Origin of the sequence: Natronococcus sp. A-GB7, from assembly GCF_029688865.1 — an archaeon.
GTDB lineage: Archaea > Halobacteriota > Halobacteria > Halobacteriales > Natrialbaceae > Natronococcus.
In genome coordinates, this window is sequence record NZ_JARUKV010000006.1 from 20304 (window position 1) to 37163 (window position 16860).

19 protein-coding genes are annotated in these 16860 nt (G+C 65.5%); 8 read left to right on the forward strand and 11 right to left on the reverse strand.

What is annotated here, in order from left to right; all coding sequences use genetic code 11:
• Positions 1–33: 33 nt before the first annotated feature.
• The 4 genes from QA609_RS06945 to QA609_RS06960 all read right to left on the reverse strand — a co-directional run bounded on the left by QA609_RS06945 (position 34) and on the right by QA609_RS06960 (position 5537).
• Positions 34–870 (reverse strand): phosphatase PAP2 family protein, encoded by an 837-nt coding sequence (locus QA609_RS06945; RefSeq protein ID WP_278301865.1) that lies wholly within the window; start codon positions 868–870, stop codon positions 34–36.
• 146 nt (positions 871–1016) lie between these two features.
• A complete protein-coding gene (locus QA609_RS06950) occupies positions 1017–2219 on the reverse strand; it encodes an MFS transporter (protein WP_278301866.1) in 1203 nt (400 codons plus the stop codon).
• 423 nt (positions 2220–2642) lie between these two features.
• Positions 2643–3989, reverse strand: a complete 1347-nt coding sequence (locus tag QA609_RS06955; protein ID WP_278301867.1) for an orc1/cdc6 family replication initiation protein — start codon at positions 3987–3989, stop codon at positions 2643–2645.
• A gap of 1308 nt (positions 3990–5297) precedes the next feature.
• Positions 5298–5537 carry a PRC-barrel domain-containing protein gene (locus QA609_RS06960; protein ID WP_278301868.1) on the reverse strand — a complete coding sequence of 80 codons (240 nt, stop codon included), beginning with the start codon at positions 5535–5537 and terminating at the stop codon, positions 5298–5300.
• A gap of 444 nt (positions 5538–5981) precedes the next feature.
• On the opposite strand from QA609_RS06960, the gene QA609_RS06965 reads away from it, so the two are divergent.
• The 3 genes from QA609_RS06965 to QA609_RS06975 all read left to right on the forward strand — a co-directional run bounded on the left by QA609_RS06965 (position 5982) and on the right by QA609_RS06975 (position 7854).
• Positions 5982–6824, forward strand: a complete 843-nt coding sequence (locus QA609_RS06965) for a DUF4097 family beta strand repeat-containing protein (RefSeq protein ID WP_278301869.1) — start codon at positions 5982–5984, stop codon at positions 6822–6824.
• Between the two features lie 185 nt (positions 6825–7009).
• Positions 7010–7564: an alpha/beta hydrolase gene (locus QA609_RS06970; protein ID WP_278301870.1), complete on the forward strand. Its 555-nt coding sequence runs from the start codon at positions 7010–7012 to the stop codon at positions 7562–7564.
• Positions 7543–7854: an alpha/beta hydrolase gene (locus tag QA609_RS06975; protein ID WP_278301871.1), complete on the forward strand. Its 312-nt coding sequence runs from the start codon at positions 7543–7545 to the stop codon at positions 7852–7854. The genes QA609_RS06970 and QA609_RS06975 overlap by 22 nt, the downstream gene beginning before the upstream one ends.
• A gap of 103 nt (positions 7855–7957) precedes the next feature.
• Here QA609_RS06975 and QA609_RS06980 read toward each other — a convergent pair whose 3' ends face one another.
• The 4 genes from QA609_RS06980 to QA609_RS06995 all read right to left on the reverse strand — a co-directional run bounded on the left by QA609_RS06980 (position 7958) and on the right by QA609_RS06995 (position 9756).
• The gene (locus QA609_RS06980) at positions 7958–8638 is read right to left on the reverse strand and encodes a sensor domain-containing protein (RefSeq protein WP_278301872.1); all 681 of its coding nucleotides are present in this window, start codon (positions 8636–8638) and stop codon (positions 7958–7960) included.
• A gap of 80 nt (positions 8639–8718) precedes the next feature.
• The gene (locus tag QA609_RS06985; protein WP_278301873.1) at positions 8719–9003 is read right to left on the reverse strand and encodes a hypothetical protein; all 285 of its coding nucleotides are present in this window, start codon (positions 9001–9003) and stop codon (positions 8719–8721) included.
• Positions 8990–9358: a hypothetical protein gene (locus tag QA609_RS06990; protein WP_278301874.1), complete on the reverse strand. Its 369-nt coding sequence runs from the start codon at positions 9356–9358 to the stop codon at positions 8990–8992. The genes QA609_RS06985 and QA609_RS06990 overlap by 14 nt, the downstream gene beginning before the upstream one ends.
• 56 nt (positions 9359–9414) lie before the next feature.
• Complete coding sequence (locus QA609_RS06995) at positions 9415–9756, reverse strand: ArsR family transcriptional regulator (RefSeq protein WP_278301876.1); 342 nt, start codon at positions 9754–9756, stop codon at positions 9415–9417.
• 212 nt (positions 9757–9968) lie between these two features.
• Between QA609_RS06995 and QA609_RS07000 the strand changes: the two genes are divergently transcribed.
• On the forward strand, positions 9969–10739 hold the full coding sequence (locus tag QA609_RS07000) for a sensor domain-containing protein (protein ID WP_278301877.1): 771 nt from the start codon (positions 9969–9971) through the stop codon (positions 10737–10739).
• A 374-nt stretch (positions 10740–11113) separates the two neighbouring features.
• The gene (locus QA609_RS07005) at positions 11114–11542 is read left to right on the forward strand and encodes a hypothetical protein (RefSeq protein ID WP_278301878.1); all 429 of its coding nucleotides are present in this window, start codon (positions 11114–11116) and stop codon (positions 11540–11542) included.
• Positions 11543–11657: 115 nt separating this feature from the next.
• On the opposite strand, the gene QA609_RS07010 is transcribed toward QA609_RS07005, so the two are convergent.
• Positions 11658–12797 (reverse strand): sugar-transfer associated ATP-grasp domain-containing protein, encoded by a 1140-nt coding sequence (locus QA609_RS07010; protein WP_278301880.1) that lies wholly within the window; start codon positions 12795–12797, stop codon positions 11658–11660.
• A 104-nt stretch (positions 12798–12901) separates the two neighbouring features.
• Between QA609_RS07010 and QA609_RS07015 the strand changes: the two genes are divergently transcribed.
• The 3 genes from QA609_RS07015 (at position 12902) to QA609_RS07025 (ending at position 15887) form a co-directional block, all read left to right on the forward strand.
• A complete protein-coding gene (locus tag QA609_RS07015; protein WP_278301881.1) occupies positions 12902–14275 on the forward strand; it encodes a regulatory P domain-containing protein in 1374 nt (457 codons plus the stop codon).
• Between the two features lie 107 nt (positions 14276–14382).
• Positions 14383–14868, forward strand: coding sequence for a twin-arginine translocation signal domain-containing protein (locus QA609_RS07020; protein ID WP_278301882.1), 486 nt, complete (start codon positions 14383–14385; stop codon positions 14866–14868).
• 347 nt (positions 14869–15215) lie between these two features.
• A complete protein-coding gene (locus tag QA609_RS07025; protein WP_278301883.1) occupies positions 15216–15887 on the forward strand; it encodes a DUF305 domain-containing protein in 672 nt (223 codons plus the stop codon).
• A gap of 64 nt (positions 15888–15951) precedes the next feature.
• On the opposite strand, the gene QA609_RS07030 is transcribed toward QA609_RS07025, so the two are convergent.
• Together QA609_RS07030 and QA609_RS07035 are read right to left on the reverse strand one after the other, a co-directional pair.
• Positions 15952–16503, reverse strand: a complete 552-nt coding sequence (locus QA609_RS07030; protein ID WP_278301884.1) for a winged-helix domain-containing protein — start codon at positions 16501–16503, stop codon at positions 15952–15954.
• 5 nt (positions 16504–16508) lie between these two features.
• Entirely contained in the window at positions 16509–16796 is a 288-nt protein-coding gene (locus QA609_RS07035; RefSeq protein WP_278301885.1) for a hypothetical protein, read from the reverse strand.
• Positions 16797–16860 lie beyond the last annotated feature (64 nt).

Genomic DNA, 16860 nt, shown 5'->3' on the forward strand with positions numbered 1-16860 from the left:
CTGTTCGTTCGTACTCGTCTCGATCGTGCGCGTTCACTCCGGAGTTCGGTGAGAGCCGAGAGCTGACGCCACCGCGACGCCGACCGCGATCGCGTACCCGCCGAGCTCGAGACTCCAGTGGACCCCCCGCGTCGTCGACAGCAGCCGAACGGCGACCATCGCGAGCGCCGCGAGACCGAACGCCGCGTGGCTGCCCTCGAGCCGGCTCGGACGGCGCTCGAGGATGTACCACGCACCGACGGCACCCAGTGCTGCGCCGACAGTCGCCGGCATGAACGCGCGGGCCGGCGTCGCGTACGAGGCGACGGCGAGCGCGCCCGCAAGCGCGAACAGGCGACCGGGATCGATCGCCGGGAGCCACAGCACGCCGACGGCGATGCCGATCCCGATCGCCGTGCCGGCGACGATGTCGCCGACGTAGTGGACGCCGAGGACGAGTCGGGAGAGCGCGACCAGGACGATCAGGACGCCGGCGACCGCGTAGCGCCGACGCGGTCTGACCCACTCGGCGGCGATCGCGACCGCACCGTAGACCGCCGCCGCCCCGAGTGCGTGCCCGCTCGGAAACGCGTAGCCGCCGTAGTCGTCCGCGGCGACGGCGAGCTGTTCGACGGGACGCTCGAGGACGAACAGTCCCTTCAGCCCGTTCGTAACTGCGAACGCGACGAGCGCGACCGCGAGCACGCGGGCGCCGCGCTCGCGGCTCGAGCCGATCCAGGCGAACCCGAGCGCGACGACGAGCACCGTCGCCGGATCGCCGAGGTGGGTCGCGACCTCGACGATCGGGCGCAGCGGGTCGGGGACGGCCGCCCGAATCGTCTCGTTGACCGAGGGATCGAACAGCGGCGTCTCGAGCATGCGACGGATCACGGACCGGTATCGACGGAAACGCGCTGCAAAATCCTATCGGCGATTTTCTGGTTACGACGCGGCTGCCGTCGGTCGACCCCAGCGTGAACCAAAGCGACGCGAACGTCGAGCTGTGGTTTTCCAGCGGGCGAGCATCGGCTGCGGGGCTACTCCCGTGGCATCCGCAGCGTCAGCAGCGTTCCGAGCGCGATGATCAGCGCCAGCAGGAGGTAGCCGGCGTCGAAGTACCCCCGCTCGGCGATCACGCCGAAGACGAGCGGTCCCGACGCACCCAGCACCGAGGCGCTCGAGCGGATTACACCCAGCCCTGTTCCCTGGATCTCCGGCGGGATAATCTCGGCGAGGTACGACTGCGTGATCGCGCCGGAGCCGAGCATCGTACTCGAGAGGACGGTGACGAAGACGAGTCCGACGAGTCCGTCGACGAACGGCAACAGCGCGAGGCCGACGATCGATCCCAGCAGGACAAGCGGAAGCGAGCCCCGAAGCCCGATGCGGTCGTAGGCCATTCCGGCGACCGGTTTGACGACGACGCCGACCGCGAAGAAGAGACCGAACAGCCCCCCGGCCATCGTCGAGGACAGCCCCTTCTGTTCGACGAGGTAGGTCGGGTAGAACGCCGAGAACGTCTGCCAGACGAAGATAAAAAGAAAGAGGATCACGCCCATGACCGCGAGGACGGGACTGCGGAGTTCCCGGACCACGTACCGTAGGCTCTCGCTCGAGCCGTCGTCACCCTCCTCGAGGTCGGGATCGGGCGCCGGCAGCGTCAGCCAGATGACGACCGCGGTGATACAGAGCAGCGGCAGGACGAAGCCCAGGCCGAGTCGCCAGGCGACCGCGACCGCCAGCACGCTCGCGATCGGCGGTAACACGGTCTGGCCGATGTCGCCGGCCGCCATCGTGACGCCGAGCGCTCGTCCGATCCGATCGGGGTAGAGATCCGACAGCGCGGTGATCCGGGCGATCGGGTACTGCGAGAGTCCCAGGCCGACCAGCGCCGTCGCTCCGAACAGGGTCGCGGCGGTCGGCGAGAGGAGGACGACGGTTACCCCGACGACGACCATCGAGACGCTCGCGGTCAGCACGGAGCGCTCGCCGTGACGATCGGCGAGCATTCCACCGGGAACCTGCCCGACAGCGTAGCCGAGCCAGATCAGCGTGACGAGCAGGCCGGCCGTCGAGAGCGTGAGATCGAACTCGGCGCTGAAGTAGGGCAACAGGACGGGGTAGATCATCCGAGTGCCGTTCAGCAACCCCCAGCCGAGCGCGATGGCCAGCAGCGTCTTTCCGGTGCCGCCGGCCCACAACCCGACCAGTTCGCGTCGAATCGAATCCAGGCGACTCATTCGGCGTGTGCGTGGCAAGGCCGGTCCCGTTGAAACCGTTTTACTTCGAGGCGGCGGTTGCTGATTCCGGATTTCGCTTCCCGTAGCCGGAGCGACGAAGGCGGATCGATCGGCCCGCTCGAGCCGATGCTCCCCGTGTGCGAAGTGAAACGTTCCCACGGCCGACTCCGGACACCCCCCGTGTGCGAGATGAATTTTCCGTGTCGAGCGCCGGCTCGATCGGCCGAAACCGACTCGAGTGTCGACCGAAACCTCCGACACCCCGTGTGCGAAATGAATTGGCGGGAACGATGAGCCGACTCACGCCGGTATCGGCGTTTCGGCTCGCCCTCCCCGTGTGCGAGATGAAATCTGCTTCGGTGTCGTCGTCTGCTTCGGTGTCATAGGCTGGCGCCTCGAGTTCCAACGACGAGAGGCTCGAACTCAGGCTTCGTCGAAGAACTCGTCGATCTGTGCGTTGACGACGGACTGGATCAGCTCGTCCGCTTCGTCGATCTCCTCGAGGCGGAAGTCAGTCTGTAACGTCTCGGCGACGACGGCCGGATCGTCGACGAACGTGTACTCCTTGTGGACGCCGCTGCCGTAGCCGCGGCCGCGTTTCTCCGAGGTGATGAAGTTGTACGTCTCGGCCTCGGTCATGTATCGGAGGTAGGAGTCGCGGGACTTCTTGTCGGCGTCGAGTCGCTCGGTCAGGTACTGGTAGACCCGATAGGCGACGGTGCTGGGAATCGCGTTCAGGCTCCGCTCGGCGTGGACGGGCACGATCGCGGTGGCGTACAGGGAGAGTTTCTTCTGGGTCGAGAGTCCCTGCATCTGGGTCAGGGTTCGATCGCGCTCGGCCTCCCGCTGGGCGTCGCGAACGTGGTCCTCGAGGACCGTCTCCTCGCCCCGGCGGTTCGCGATCTCGCCGGCCTTCCGAAAGAGATCGATCGCCTTCCGCGCGTCGCCGTGATCCTGGGCGGCGAAGGCGGCGCTCAGCGGGATGATCCCGGCCTCGAGCACCCCGTCCTGGTAGGCGTCCCGTCTGCGATCGAGGATCGCCTGGAGCTGGTTGGCGTCGTAATCCGAGAAGACGACGTCCTGGGGATTGAACGAGCTCTCGGCGCGGCCGTCGAGATCCTCCATGAACCGGGGATCGTTGGTGAGCGCGGCGACCGAGACGTGGCCGTCGATCCGACCGAGCTGTGAGGCCCGCGAGAGCTGGTACAGCAGCTTCGAGTAGGCGGGTTCGTCGTTCGGATCGCGCTGGCGGCCGACCAGGAGGTCGACCTCGTCGAGGATGATGATGACGGAGTCGAACTCCTCGCTCAACAGCTGATACAGCCGGTTCAGTTTTCGGTCCGTCGACACCCCGCTCTCGGGGACGCCGACCTCGACGCCGGCCGTCGTCGCGGTGTTCTCGACGAGGCGGTACACCGCCCGATCGTGGGACTTGATCGTCTGGCAGTTGATCTGGATGACGCCGAAGCGATCGCCCTGAGCCTCCGCGAGCTCGACGACCTGCTCGCAGACGGCGTTGATGATCAGGGACTTCCCGGTCCCCGAGGGGCCGTACAGCAACATGTTCGGCGGTCGGTTTCCCTGGAGCGCAGGCCGGAGATAGGTGATGATGTCCTCGAGCTGTTGATCCCGGCCGACGATGCGGTCCTCGTCGATGACGGCGTCGGGGTCGAGCAGACCCCTCTCCCTGAACACCGACTGCTGGACGCCGTCCTGCAGCCGCCCCTTGATCGATTCCGAGAGGGAGTGGCGATCGTCGCCGTCGGTCATACCCTGTCACTCGCACCGACATCATAAATACGTGACGAGTACCGCGTGCGAGAGCAACAGCCCCACGATCGTGATTGGGAGCGACTCTACGGCACGAATACGTCTCGAGGCTGGAAACCGTGGGCGAGATCAAATACCCGAATCGAACGGGAAGCCTCGCGACCGATCGGGAGCACGGCTACGATGCGGACGCGGCGATGCGTTCGACCCTGTCGGTGCGGTCCCAGCCGTGGACGCAACTGCTCTACGGATGCAACAGATGGCACGTGCGGCTACGGCCAGCGGTACGTGCGATCGCAGCCGACGGTGTGTGTGATTGCGGCCAGCGGTGCGTACGGTCGCGGTCGCCGGTACGTACGATCGGAGTCGGTCCGCTGCAACCGCGGTCAGTGCACACCCCGTGTGCGAGATGAAATCTTCCGGGAAACGAGTGCGCAGACTCGAGGGAGGCCCCGCGTGCCGAATGAATTTGCTGTGACTCCTCCCATACTTCGTTCCGCTCGTCTCCTACCGAACCCGAGTACGGATTCCTTGCACCGAGAGGTCGCGAACGATAGTCGTCGCTGAACGCCAGAGCGTACCCGACCGTGCGACGGAGATCAGTAAAGGACCCGGATAAGACGGCCAGTCGGACGGTGAGGATAGCGCGGGCGACAGACGGAGCGGACGATCGGATGGTGTGGACAGCCGGGCGGACGAGGCGAGAGGAGATTGTTCCGCCAACCCCCTCCCCCCGTGTGCGAAATGAATTGGGATCGCGAACGGGGAGGGGGAGGGAGGGGAGGAAGGGCTGGTAACCGGGCGGTAGCATAGAACGGAGAAACGGCGAACCGAGCGGACGAGCGGGGAGATTGCGGTGGTCGCCGGCGGCCCCTCGAGCGTGGCGATCGCCTCCCAGACGGCGTACTTCAGCTTGCAAACTGGATGACGCACTTCGGCTCGCGAAGGGTTCTAGTACCGGTAGTTTTATGTTGTTTCTATAGCAACAAAATCCGTACTGGGTCCCGATCGGTCCGAGAAGGTAACTACGCTTCGAGGCCGATCGGAAGAGCCCACGGACTCGTCGAATTTATCCGTTCTCGCACGGCGATCCCGTCCACACTGCTCCCGACAGGTATCGATCACACCGTCTTCCCTCCCCCACCCCCGGTTTCGCACCGGATTTCATTTCGCACACGGGGGGAGGGACGGGGGAAAGGGACCGCTCACTCCTCACGCACCCCCACTCCTCACTGCTTTCGCTCCTCACGTACTGACGGCTCCCGGCTAACGGATCGAAGAAACCCACGTAACGAGCGATCGACTCGCTCAGTCCGAACTGATGACGATCCTGTCGTCGATGTTCTCGACGCGCTCGAGGGGCAGCCGGAATCGGCCGTCGGCGTCGAGTTCGATCCGCCCGGGAACGTGGTCCTGCGGTTCGACGACCAGTTCCTCGATCGTTCCGGGCTCCGCGCCCATCGTGATGTTCTCGAGCGTCCCGAAATCGGTGCCGTCGATACCGACGATCGTCTTCCCCTGAAGCTGTCGTGCCAAACGGGTTGCCATACTCGTCGTTTCGCGGACTCCTACTAAACACCGTGGGATCGATCACAGTTTCCGAGAGCGGCCGCGTTTCGGAGATCGACGAACTGACCGCTTTCGGAGTATCGAAAGGAAGGAAGGCCCCCGACATCGGTCGGGGGGCACCACTGAACCACGATTGCGAACCAGCAACGGAATGTCGTCCAACGCGGGAGACACCTGGGATGCGCTGCTGGTCACGATATCTTACACTCGAGTACAAAAGTACCTCTCGGTTCGCGTCGACGGAGGCCCATCGTTGTGAACGGACCCACGAACCGCCTCTGTCTCGGAATCTGTACGTCTCGCTGTCGCGACGAACCGATCGAACCGATTCGGTCGGTTTCCCGTATATAACTGTTGGGGGCCGTGTGGCGACTCGCCAACCTCGCCTTAGTTTACAGGTGGATGGCGCCCGTTGACTCGAGTATGACAGTAAACCACACCCGACGACGACTGCTCGGCGGGCTGTCCGCCGCGGGGGCGGCGGCGCTGGCCGGCTGTACCGGTTCGACGCCGTTCGTCGGCCGACGCCTCGAGGACGAGGAGACGATCGCTCCCGACGACGCCGAATCGATCGCGATCACCGGCTCGGTCGGCGATCTGACGGTCACCGGCGCCGACCGCGAGACGATCGGGCTGAATCTCGAGAAGCAGGCCAGCTCCGTTCGGACTGACCTCGAGGCGCTCCGCCTCGACTCCGCTCGGAGCGAGCAACTCCTCGAGCTCCGGGCCGAGTACGACGGCGAGACGGGTTGGTTCGAGAGCGAGCCCGCGATGGATATCGACGTCGCCCTCCCCGACGAGCTGTCGGTCGATCGCCTGGTCACGGGAACTGGTCGAGTCGCCGTTACCGACGTCGGCGGAGATCTGGAGGCTCGGTCGAGTACCGGTAGCGTTGAGATCAGAAACGTCGACGGAACGGTCGTCGCCGAAACGAGCACGGGGAGCATCGACGTCGCGGACGTCGACGCCGTCGGGAACCTGACTGCGAGCACCGGGAGTATCGAGGCGGCGGTCCCGGCGATCGACGGGGACACTACGTTCTCCGCGAGCACGGGCAGCGTCGAGATCGCGCTCTCGCCGACTATCGACGCCGACCTCGAGGCCCGAACCAGCACCGGCAGCCTCGAGATCGACGACGAGGGGCTGGGACTCGAGGAGTACCGTCGCGACAACGACCGCGTCAGCGCCGTTCTCGGCGAGGGCGGCCCGCGGCTCCGGATCGAGACGAGCACGGGAAGTGTCGAGATATCGACGCTCGAGGAGTAGGGAACGACGTGGGGATTGCGCCGTTACAGTGGTTCAAGGAGAAAGCCACCGACTTCAGTCGTGGGAGGAAGTCAGGGCGACGTAACAGTTCTCGTATGTATCGACACGAAATCGTACATATCAACGCTCAATACCCCGGAAAACGGGAAGAAATGTATTTATAATTATTTATCGTATACTATCTAATGGCCTACATCGAAACCACAGACGGTGTCCCACTGTATTACAGGGAACGCGGCGACGGAGAGACGATCGTCCTCGTGCACGGCTGGACGTGTGACTCGGAGTACTGGTGGCGGAAAAACGTCGACGCGCTCGCCGAGGAGTACCACGTTCTGACGTACGATCTCCGAGGACACGGGCTCTCGGGGAAGACCGACGATGGACACACGCTCTCGGAGTACGCTGCAGATCTCGAGTTCCTCATGGAGTCACTCGACGTCTCGGCTGCCGTCCTCGTCGGGTGGTCGATGGGCGCCGCGATCACGCTGACCTACCTCGAGGAAATCGGCGACGAGCGGGTCCGGGCGATCGCCATGATCGATCAGACGCCGAAGTTCTACTCCGACGACGACTGGAGTTCGCCCTCATGGGTGAGTTCTCGGAGGAGGGGCTCGCCGAAATCGTCGGCGGACTCGAGGCGAGTCGCGCCGAAGCGGCGAAGCCGATCATCCAGGCGTTCTTCGCCGACCCCCGCTCGGAAGAGCGACTCAACGAGATGTACGCCCGAACGACGCTGACGCCGACTTCGGTCGCGACCGCCATGCTCGAGGACATGGTTCCTCGAGACTTCCGGGGCCACCTCCCGACGATAGACGTTCCGACACTGCTACTCTACGGCGAACAGAGTAAGATCTTCCCGGGACCGCTCGGCGAGTGGATGCACGAACGGATCCCGGACTCCGAGCTCGTGACGTTCGACGGGAGTGGACACAACCCCTTCTGGGAGGAACCCGAGACGTTCAACACGGAACTGCTGGAGTTCGTGAGCCGACTCGCGGAGAGAGAAGAGCCGGCGACCAGTCACTAGCGTCGATCCCGCTTTCGGCCTCGAGGAGCTCGTCGGCGTCGAACCCGTCCTCGAGCGTGAACCCGTCCTCGAGCGTCGAGATCTCGACACTTCCCTCTGCCTCTCACGTCTCGCCACGGCCCTCGAGCAGCGACGCGGCGACGACGGCCGAGACGCGACCGAGGAGGTTCGCGAGGTACAGCGTCCCGAGGCCGACGAGGAGCCCGCCGGTCGCGGCGCCCAGCGCTCGCGGAAGCGTCCCGATCGTGACCGGATCGCCGACGCCGGCGTACACCACGAGGTCGGTTCCGTAGACGAAGGGCGTGACCAGCAGGCTCGTCGCGAGCGAGACGCCGACGACGAGCGCGACGAAGCCGACGATCCCGAGCAGGATCTTCCAGCCGAGGTACACCGCGCCGAGCCAGGTTTCGCGCCCGAGCACGAGCCGTTTCAGGAACGCGCCGACCCCGTCGTCGGTCGGCGGAAGGGACGGGGTGACGTCGACGGCGAGCAGTCCTCGAGTGAGGGCGCCGTCGAGCCAGGCGAGCGCGACGATCGACAGCAGCGTGGCGACCAGCGCGATCGGCCCGAGCAGCGTGAGGTTCAGGCCGACGGTCATCGAGAAGCCGACGGTGATCGCGACCAGGTAGGCGATCCCGAGCGGGAACGCGAGCAGGACGTAGGCGAGCGATCGGTACGTCCAGGGGTCGATCGGTGCGGCGTGAAACGGTCGTTCGCTACCGTTCCGCGACGAGTCGGTCGGTGCGAGGTCGCCGGAACTGGCAGCGAGTTGGTTCGGTGGCATACGAACGGATCGACGGCTCCTACGGCGGTAAAACGGAGTCTCGGGCTGTCGGCTCGACCACCGTGCGAAACAATTTTGTACTAGGTCCCCTCGAGCGAGTAGAGGATCGCCACCAGCCCGGCGATGGTCACCCAGAGCACCCCGAGCAGGCTGGCGGCGTCCGACAGCGAAAGCAGCGGCGCGAGCCCGTAGCTGACCGCGACCGGACCGACGGCGATCAGTGCGATCCCGATCGAGAGGTAGAACATCGCGGGGCTGTCGTTGCGACGGTATCCCCGGTAGGCGTAGCCGGCGACGACGAGCCCGACGACCGCGGTCGCCAGCGCCGTCGCGAACAGCACCGTCGCGGGCTCAACGGCGACCATGGATCACCCCCAGGATGACCACCAGCCCGACCAGCTGACAGGCGGTGACGATCGTCTCCTGCCAGACGACCGCCACGCTCCCGACGTTCGACAGCGCGAGGCGCAACAGCAACGGGACGGTCGTCAGCAAGACGAGTCCGACGCCGAGCAGGAGCATCGCTCGTCCGCCGCCGGCGCGGTAGCCGCGGTAGAGCCGCAGCGCCAAGTACACCGACAGCAGCGTCGCGAGTACGAGCGAGAGAAACACCAGCGCGATTACGGTCGGCGAGCCTCCGACCGTCGACAGCGGAACGCTCTCGAGTATCGACGCGGGGGTCATTCCGACCGTCGACTCGAGGGGAGACGGTACCGCCATCCACGCTGTCGAACTCGAGTCGAATCCCACGAGGATCGATCGAGAGTTTCGGGGGATCATTTGAACCCCTCGTAGAGCCTGGTGAAGCGGTCGGCGGCCGATTCCTCCCGTTCGATCTCGACGTCGTACCCCTCCTCGGCGAGGCGGATCCGAACTTCCCGAAGCCGGGCCGCGTACACCTTGTGGTGGTGGCCGTCCGGATCGAGCTGCTGGTGGGCCTCGAGCAGGTCGGCCTCCGTGAGTCGCTCGACCCGGCGGTAGATCGTCGAGGGATCGGCGTCGCAGGCGTCGCTCAGGGCCCGGACCGACTGGGGCTCGGCGCGGGTGCGGACGAGGATCGTCTTGGCGTAGTCGTCGCCGAGGATCTCGACGACGTCCACCTCGCCGTCGTCGGCCATCGGCAGGTGGTACTCGGGCCAGAACAAAAGGTTGTCTCCCGACTCCGGGACGGAGGATCGGGAGTCGCTCGAGCGCTCGCGGATCGTGACCGATCCGTTCGGACCTCAGCGCTCGCGAGTCGGGAGCGGTCCGTTCGGATCGGCTTCTACCGGCGACCGAGACCCGACCGAGCCGAACGTTTATTTTCCCACACCGGGGAGTCATCCTCGAGATGGCGTCCCCGACGGCCGAGCGACTCGACCTCGGCGCCGACCGACTCCGGGGCGGACTCCGGTGGTTCGTCTCGGTTCCCGTCCGGCGGGAGACGTACCGCCGTCTGGGCTACCTGCTGCTGGCCTTTCCGCTCGGACTCGCGTACTTCGTCTTCCTCGTCGTCGGCCTCTCGGTCGGCGTCAGCCTCTCGATACTGGTCGTCGGGCTCCCGATCCTGGCGGTCGTACTGGGGGCGACGCTGCTTGCGGCCCAGTTCGAACGCTGGCTCGTCACGCGCTTGCTCCCGGTCGAGATCGACGGCAGCCGTCGACTCGAGGGAGACCGGCGCCGGGATCGAGCGCTCGACCTGCTCACCGACCTCCGGACGTGGACGCCGTTCGTCTACCTTCCGTCGGTGTTCGTCCTGGGTCTCGTCTCGTTCGTCGTCCTCACGACCGGGCTGTCGACGGCCCTGGCGATGCTCCTCGTACCGCTGTACTACGACCAGCCGGGGCTGTACGTGGGGGTCGTGACCGATCGAGCGCCCGAGTTCCACCAGACCGTCTATCTGGCGTGGAATCAGCTGCTGGTCGGATTCGAGGCGGTCCTCACGGTCGGCTACTGGGAGATCACAACGCTTCCGCAGGCGCTCGTCGTCGCCGGCGGCGGCTTTCTGCTCGGCTTGCTCACCCTCCACGCGCTCAACGGACTGGCGTGGCTGTTCGGCCGATACGCCACACTGCTGCTCGAGGGAGGGTACGACGTGACCGCGTTGATCGACTCCTCCTGACTGCACCGACCGCGTCCGTTCGAATCGGATCTCGCCCGCTCGAGGGATCGCAGCGTGGGTCGGCTCTCGAAGCGAGTACTCCTCCTGACGCCGCTCTCCCACGGTAGTCAAAACGCTTTCAATAGGTGCCTCAGCTGAGGTAGCTGAGCTACAATAGGTGGATGCCGTACTAACCGGTACTACCGGAGTACACTGACCCCGCGAGGCGGAGGTGAGTTCCCGCCCGAGACTCGGATCGGTCGCCGACCGACGGTTCGACGAACCGAGTCGTTCGCGAACGCGACCGGGCCGTAATACCGGTTCCGTCCGCGACGGTCGGAGCCCCGTTGCTGTGCAAGCCTCAAACTCATCGGTCGGCTCGTTGATGGTTCGGTATGGCATCACTCGAGACGACACAGGAGCGGACCCGTTCCGAAATCGCCGCGTACCTCCGACAGTTCGCCGACGAACTCGATCCGCAAACCCGACCCGACGCCGCCGGCCGTGGCGAAAACACCACCGAGACGGTTGGAACCGGATCGACGGAAACGACCGGGACGGAAACCGGTATCGGAGACGAAACGAACCGCCGTGACGACGCTACGACCGGTGACCGCGACCGCGCCGAAAGCGTCGGGGACAAGGTTACGGTGATTACCGGCAACGAGAGCGCGACGATCAACCCACCACAGACGTGTGCGTTCGACGTCGCAGTCGACACCGACTCAGATCTGCTCGACACCGGTGCCGAACGGAGTACGACGTTCACGATCCGCTGGGACGCCGACCACGTCGAAGCCGACGACGAACTGCGCGTCGAGTAGTCACCGAAACGCCGGTAGCCGCTCTTCTCGCGACGATCGACTCCGCCCGAGAGGCAACGCGGTCTCGAGCGACAGCCGGCGGACGCCGTAGCGTTCGTAGGACCGGTGAACGCCGTCAGCAGACGCCGTGTCGCTCGTAGAATCGACGAACGCGGTCGTCGGTCAGCAGCGGCCCGTGGACCTGCATCGCCTTGAGCCCGGAGTGATCGTTCGCCTCGATGATCTTGAACGGGCCCTCGTCGTCGGTAAGCACGAGATCCCAGCCGACGTAGGGGAGCATCGGATGGCTCGAGGCCAGCTCGAGGATTCGCTCCCGGATCGTCTCCCAGGCCGGGATCTCGGCGCCCTGGATCCGCGTTCCGGTTTCGGGATGGTGGCCGTACCACTCGAGGCGGTCGCTCTCGGCGGGAAGCTGTGCGCCCGGGCCCAGCTCGCCGGTGTCGACGTCGATCTCGGCGCTGAGACCGCCCTGCGAGAAGTTGTCCATCGAGCCGGAGCGGTCGGTTCCGATCCGCTGGACCGCGGCCGCGATGAACGCCTCCTCGGCCTCGTCGTCGTACATCGTGAGTACGCGGATCGTGTTCGGCGTCTCGGGGTAGAGGGCGGCCGCGTACGGACCCTGCTCGACGTGCTCGCAGACGAGGTAGTTCTCGAGATCGTCGATCCGGGCGACGAGGGCGTCGCGGTCGTAGCGCTCGCCGTTGATCTCGTAGCCGTTCTCGGTCCGCGAACAGAGCAAGACGTTCTCGCCGCCGCCGCCACGGACCCATTTGAGAACCAGTTTCCCGTCCGTCTCGAGCCGGTCGGCGACCCACGCACCGGCCTCGCGGCGAGTGGCAGTCCTCGAGTCGAGCGCCGGCTCGAGTGCTGTCGTTCCGTCGCCGGCGACCGCCGCGGGTGCCGGCTCGCGGGAGTCGTCGAACTCGTGGAAGATGCCGTCGCGGACGAGGCCGTAGACGACCATTCGGTGGTCGCCGTAGGCCCGCATCAGCCAGTCGAAAAACAGCTTGTTCGAGAGCGCGACCGACCACGTACCGTTGAGGTTCTTCGCCCGAACGAACCGCTGGTAGTCGCTGACGAACGATTCCGGATCGTAGCGATCGAAGTCGTAGATCGGGCCGGCCCTGCTCAGAAAGCCGCGTCGCCAGAGTGCGAGTCGGTGCGGGAGCGACTGCGAGTACGATGGGGTGTCCCGTTCGGTGTCGACGAGGTTCTGGACCCCCTTCGCCGTGAAGTAGTAGTCGCGGACGTTCATATCGTCCCGTGTCGATCGCTCGCTGTGAACGTTGCGTTTCACACCGTCGAGGACGAGCGGCCGGCGGGAGCAACGTTTTTTCCCGCGGTGTCCGGAGAAGGGATATGAACCGCCGTCGAGTCCTGGCAACCGCCGGCACCGCGCTCTCGCTGTCGCTCCCGCTCGCGGGCTGTTCGGCCGACGACGCCGATGACGGCGACCCCGGACGTATCGACCCCCGCGGTCACGCACGCGGGAGCGAATCTCCGATGTACACGTTCGGCCACGCGAGCGACGACGGTCGGTGGGGCGTCCTCGGGAGCTTCCCGACGGCCGAAAGCGACGTCGCCAGTACGCTGCTCGATCTCTCGGAACTCGAGTCGCCGACGGTGGCACACGAACTCGAGAGCGCGAACCCAGAAACGCGGTCGAACGACGTCAAGTTCGATGCGCTTCGAGAAGGAATCTACTACCGGTCACAGGAGGCCGACGGCGCGGACGGACGGGAAGGACTCGAGGTGATCGACTTCGGCTGGGCCGAGGGAACCCCGTCGGAACCCGAGCGGATCGCCCGCCTCGAGACGCCGAACACGGGCGTCCACAAGCTGACGACCCACCCCGAAGAACCCGTGCTCTACCTCGTCGACCTCGATCCGACCGTCGAGACCGGCGTTGTAACGGTCGACGTCGGCGACCCCGCGGCACCGGAGCTCGTCGACGCAGTCGGCCCCGCAGGCGGGTGTCACGACCTCGAGTACGATCCAGTCCGGGAGGTCCTGCACGCGGCGTACATCATGGGGCCCGGCGAGGGGTACGTCGTCTACGACGTCGACGACCCGCTGCGGCCGACGGTGCGGAGCCACTTCGAGTACGCCGATCGACCCGACTACGAGACGGTCGGCGAGCCGGGGTTCGAGCTGTGTCACCAGGCCCATCCCGATCCCGAACGCGACCTCGTGATCGTCGGCGACGAGGTCGAAACCGGCATCCCCGGTGGAAAACACGTCCTCGATATCGGGTGGGACGAGGGCTCGCTCGAGGATCCGGAGCCGATCGGGTTCACGCACGCGCCGGACGCACGGGAGATGGATTCCTCGGAAGCGTTCTGGTGGACGACCCACTTTCACGACCTCGTCCACGCCGACGACGAGGCGCTGCTCGTCGACGGCGGCTACCGCCAGGGCGCGTGGGTCGCGAACCTGACGGATCCGACGAACCCGGTGCCGACTGAGCGACTCGCGACCGTCGGCGAACTCGACGAGGTCGAGGCGCTCGAGGAGACGGTCGCCCCGTCGACGCCCCCGTTCGCCTGGAGCGCCGTCTACAACGACGAGCGCGAGTTCGTCTTCGTCAGCGACAGCGTCAGTGGCGCCCACGTCCTCGAGCTGTCGGCCGAGCCGGCCCGAGGATCCGACGGCGGCGGCCCCGGGGACCACTACGATCTCGAGGCGGTTCGGTCGGACGATGCGGAGGCGATCGACGGCGCTCACGATCGGTGACGCGCTCGATGGGAGGAGCGTTCGGTTCCACTCGATCGAATTTCCCAATCGTCGGGAACGCGCTCCACCTTTGAACATAAGTCGAAGATTACACCGAAGCGAAGACGATGACCAACCACACACGCCGAACGGTACTGAAGGCTGCGGGAGCATCGACGATCGCCATCGCGCTCGCCGGCTGTGCTGGCGACGACGATAACGGCGAGGACGGAGACGGCGAGGAGAACGGCGACGACAACGGGGAGGACGCCGCCGACGGCTACGAAATCGAGGCCGGCACCGAGATCGTCCTCGACGGCTACGCCTCCCACTGGGAGGGCGTCGAGCCCGGCGAGATCGACGGCGAAGAGAATCCGACGCTCGTCCTCGAGGAGGGTGAGGAGTACACGATGGAGTGGATCAACGCCGATGGCGTCACCCACGACCTCCAGATCTGGGACGAGGGCGACGAGCTCGTGGACGATCTGGCGACCGACAGCATCGACGCCGAAGACGAGAGCGACTCGCTCGAGTTCACGGCCGAGCCCGAGATGGTCACGTACGTCTGCGAGTACCACGAGGCGAACCAGGTCGGCGACCTGGTCGTCGAGTAACGACGACGCCTCTTTTCCGGCTTCGATCCTCGTCCGATCCCCCCTCGAGGGGTCTCGTTTCGAGTCCGTGACGGGTCTCCCTGTCGCTCGATTTCGTGAGGGTACTGCGGGCGAGGGGGACGGTCCAGATCCCGTCGTCGGCTCCGATCGATTCGATCGGCCGAAAACCCGCGGCTCGCGGTTCGACGAACGATCTCACTAGTTGTATTCGCTCGAGACACACCCTCGAGACGGCGGCTCACTAGTTGGCCGTCGGCCGCTCTTTCGCCTGGTATCGGGACTCTTCAGTTGCAATCGTACAACGATCTCACACGCTAAAGACGGGTCGAGAACCGAACGCTGGTACGATGCGTAGAACGACACGACGCCGAGTGCTGGCCGTCACGGGAGCAACGACCGCGGGGCTTGCGGGTCTGGCCACCGCCGACGATCACGGCGACGACGAGAACCACGACCACGACGGTGAAACGGACGACCACGAACATCACGACGACGATCACGAACATCACGACGACGATCACGAACATCACAACGACGATCACGAATATCACGACGACGGGGAGTTCAACGACGCCGACGTCGCGTTCATGCAGGGAATGATCCCACACCACGAGCAGGCGATCGAGATGGCCGAGCTCGTTCCCGATCGGACCGATAGCCGGCGGCTGTGCGATCTCGCCCCGGAGATCATCGAGGTGCAAGAGGCGGAGATCGAACAGCTCCAGGAGTGGCTCGAGGAGGCCGGTGCCGACGCTGGCGGCGACCACGACCACGACGAGATGGAGGGGATGCTCTCCGACGAGGAGCTAACCGAACTCCGCGAGGCCGAGGGCCAAGAGTTCGACTGTCTGTTCGCCGAACAGATGATTTTCCACCACGAGGGTGCGATCGAGATGGCCGAGGACGTCCTCGAGGGCGGACGGGCGGAGCGCGTGGCCGATCTGGCCGAGGAGATCATCGCGGTCCAACGCGAGGAAATCGAGATGATGGAGTGCTGGCGGGACGACTGGGGCTGTTAAGCCAGCTCCGTCCGCCGAGCGGACGTCGAGCCGATCTCGAACGGCCGAATTTCGGGACTCGTTTTCAGTCCTCGAGGTCGACTCTGCCCTGGAGGTAACGTTCGCCGAGTTCGGTCAGCCGATACTTCCCCCGTTCGACGCGTTCTACGAGGCCCGCCTCCTCGAGTCTCGTCAGTCGACGGTTCACCTCCTCGCGGCTATAGTCGATGTTGTACGCGATGATCGTGGGGGTGAGCACCAGCTCCGAGGAGTGGAACAGCCCGAGAACGGCGTCGTCGATCGGCACCATCCACTCGGCCGGCTTCCGGATCTGGGTCGGGTCGGTCAGGAGCAGGGACGCCCACTCCTCCCGTCGGAGGTCGTTCTGGACGGGACTGTACAGCCCGAACAACACCAGAAGCGCGGCGACGCCATGGATCCAGTGGACGGCCGACGGGGCCAGTAGCTCCGTGAGCGGACCACCGATGGTAAACAGGAACAGCCCGGCGACGGTGAGCAGCACGAACGAGTCGTACTCGACCGCGTCGAACTCGGTGTAGAGCAACACCAGCAGTCCCAGCCCGGCCACCACGCCCATCAGGAGGACGTATCCCGTAAAGAGGTCGAGTTCGCTCATCAGTGTCACTCGAGGGTCGCCCCTCGCTGTATCGCTCGGTGTCTGTACACGACGAGCCAGATCGAGACCGCGAGCAGGGTGTAGACGCTTCCGCGAAGGATGCGAAGCGCCGTCGATTCCGTCCCGACGACGAGCAACACGGTGTGATAGATCGTCGTTCCCGACATCACGATCGCGACCATCGCCACGGCCGTTCCGAACGGCGATTCGCGGAACACCTCCCACGACAGCAGCGCGAGCAGGCCCGCACCGGTTCCGGTGACGATCGCGAACGGAACGCTCACTGTGTGCATTGTTTTGGTTCCGTGTTAGCGGTGGGGGTCGATAAGTGTGGTTTCGGAGCGAGAACCGGTCCCG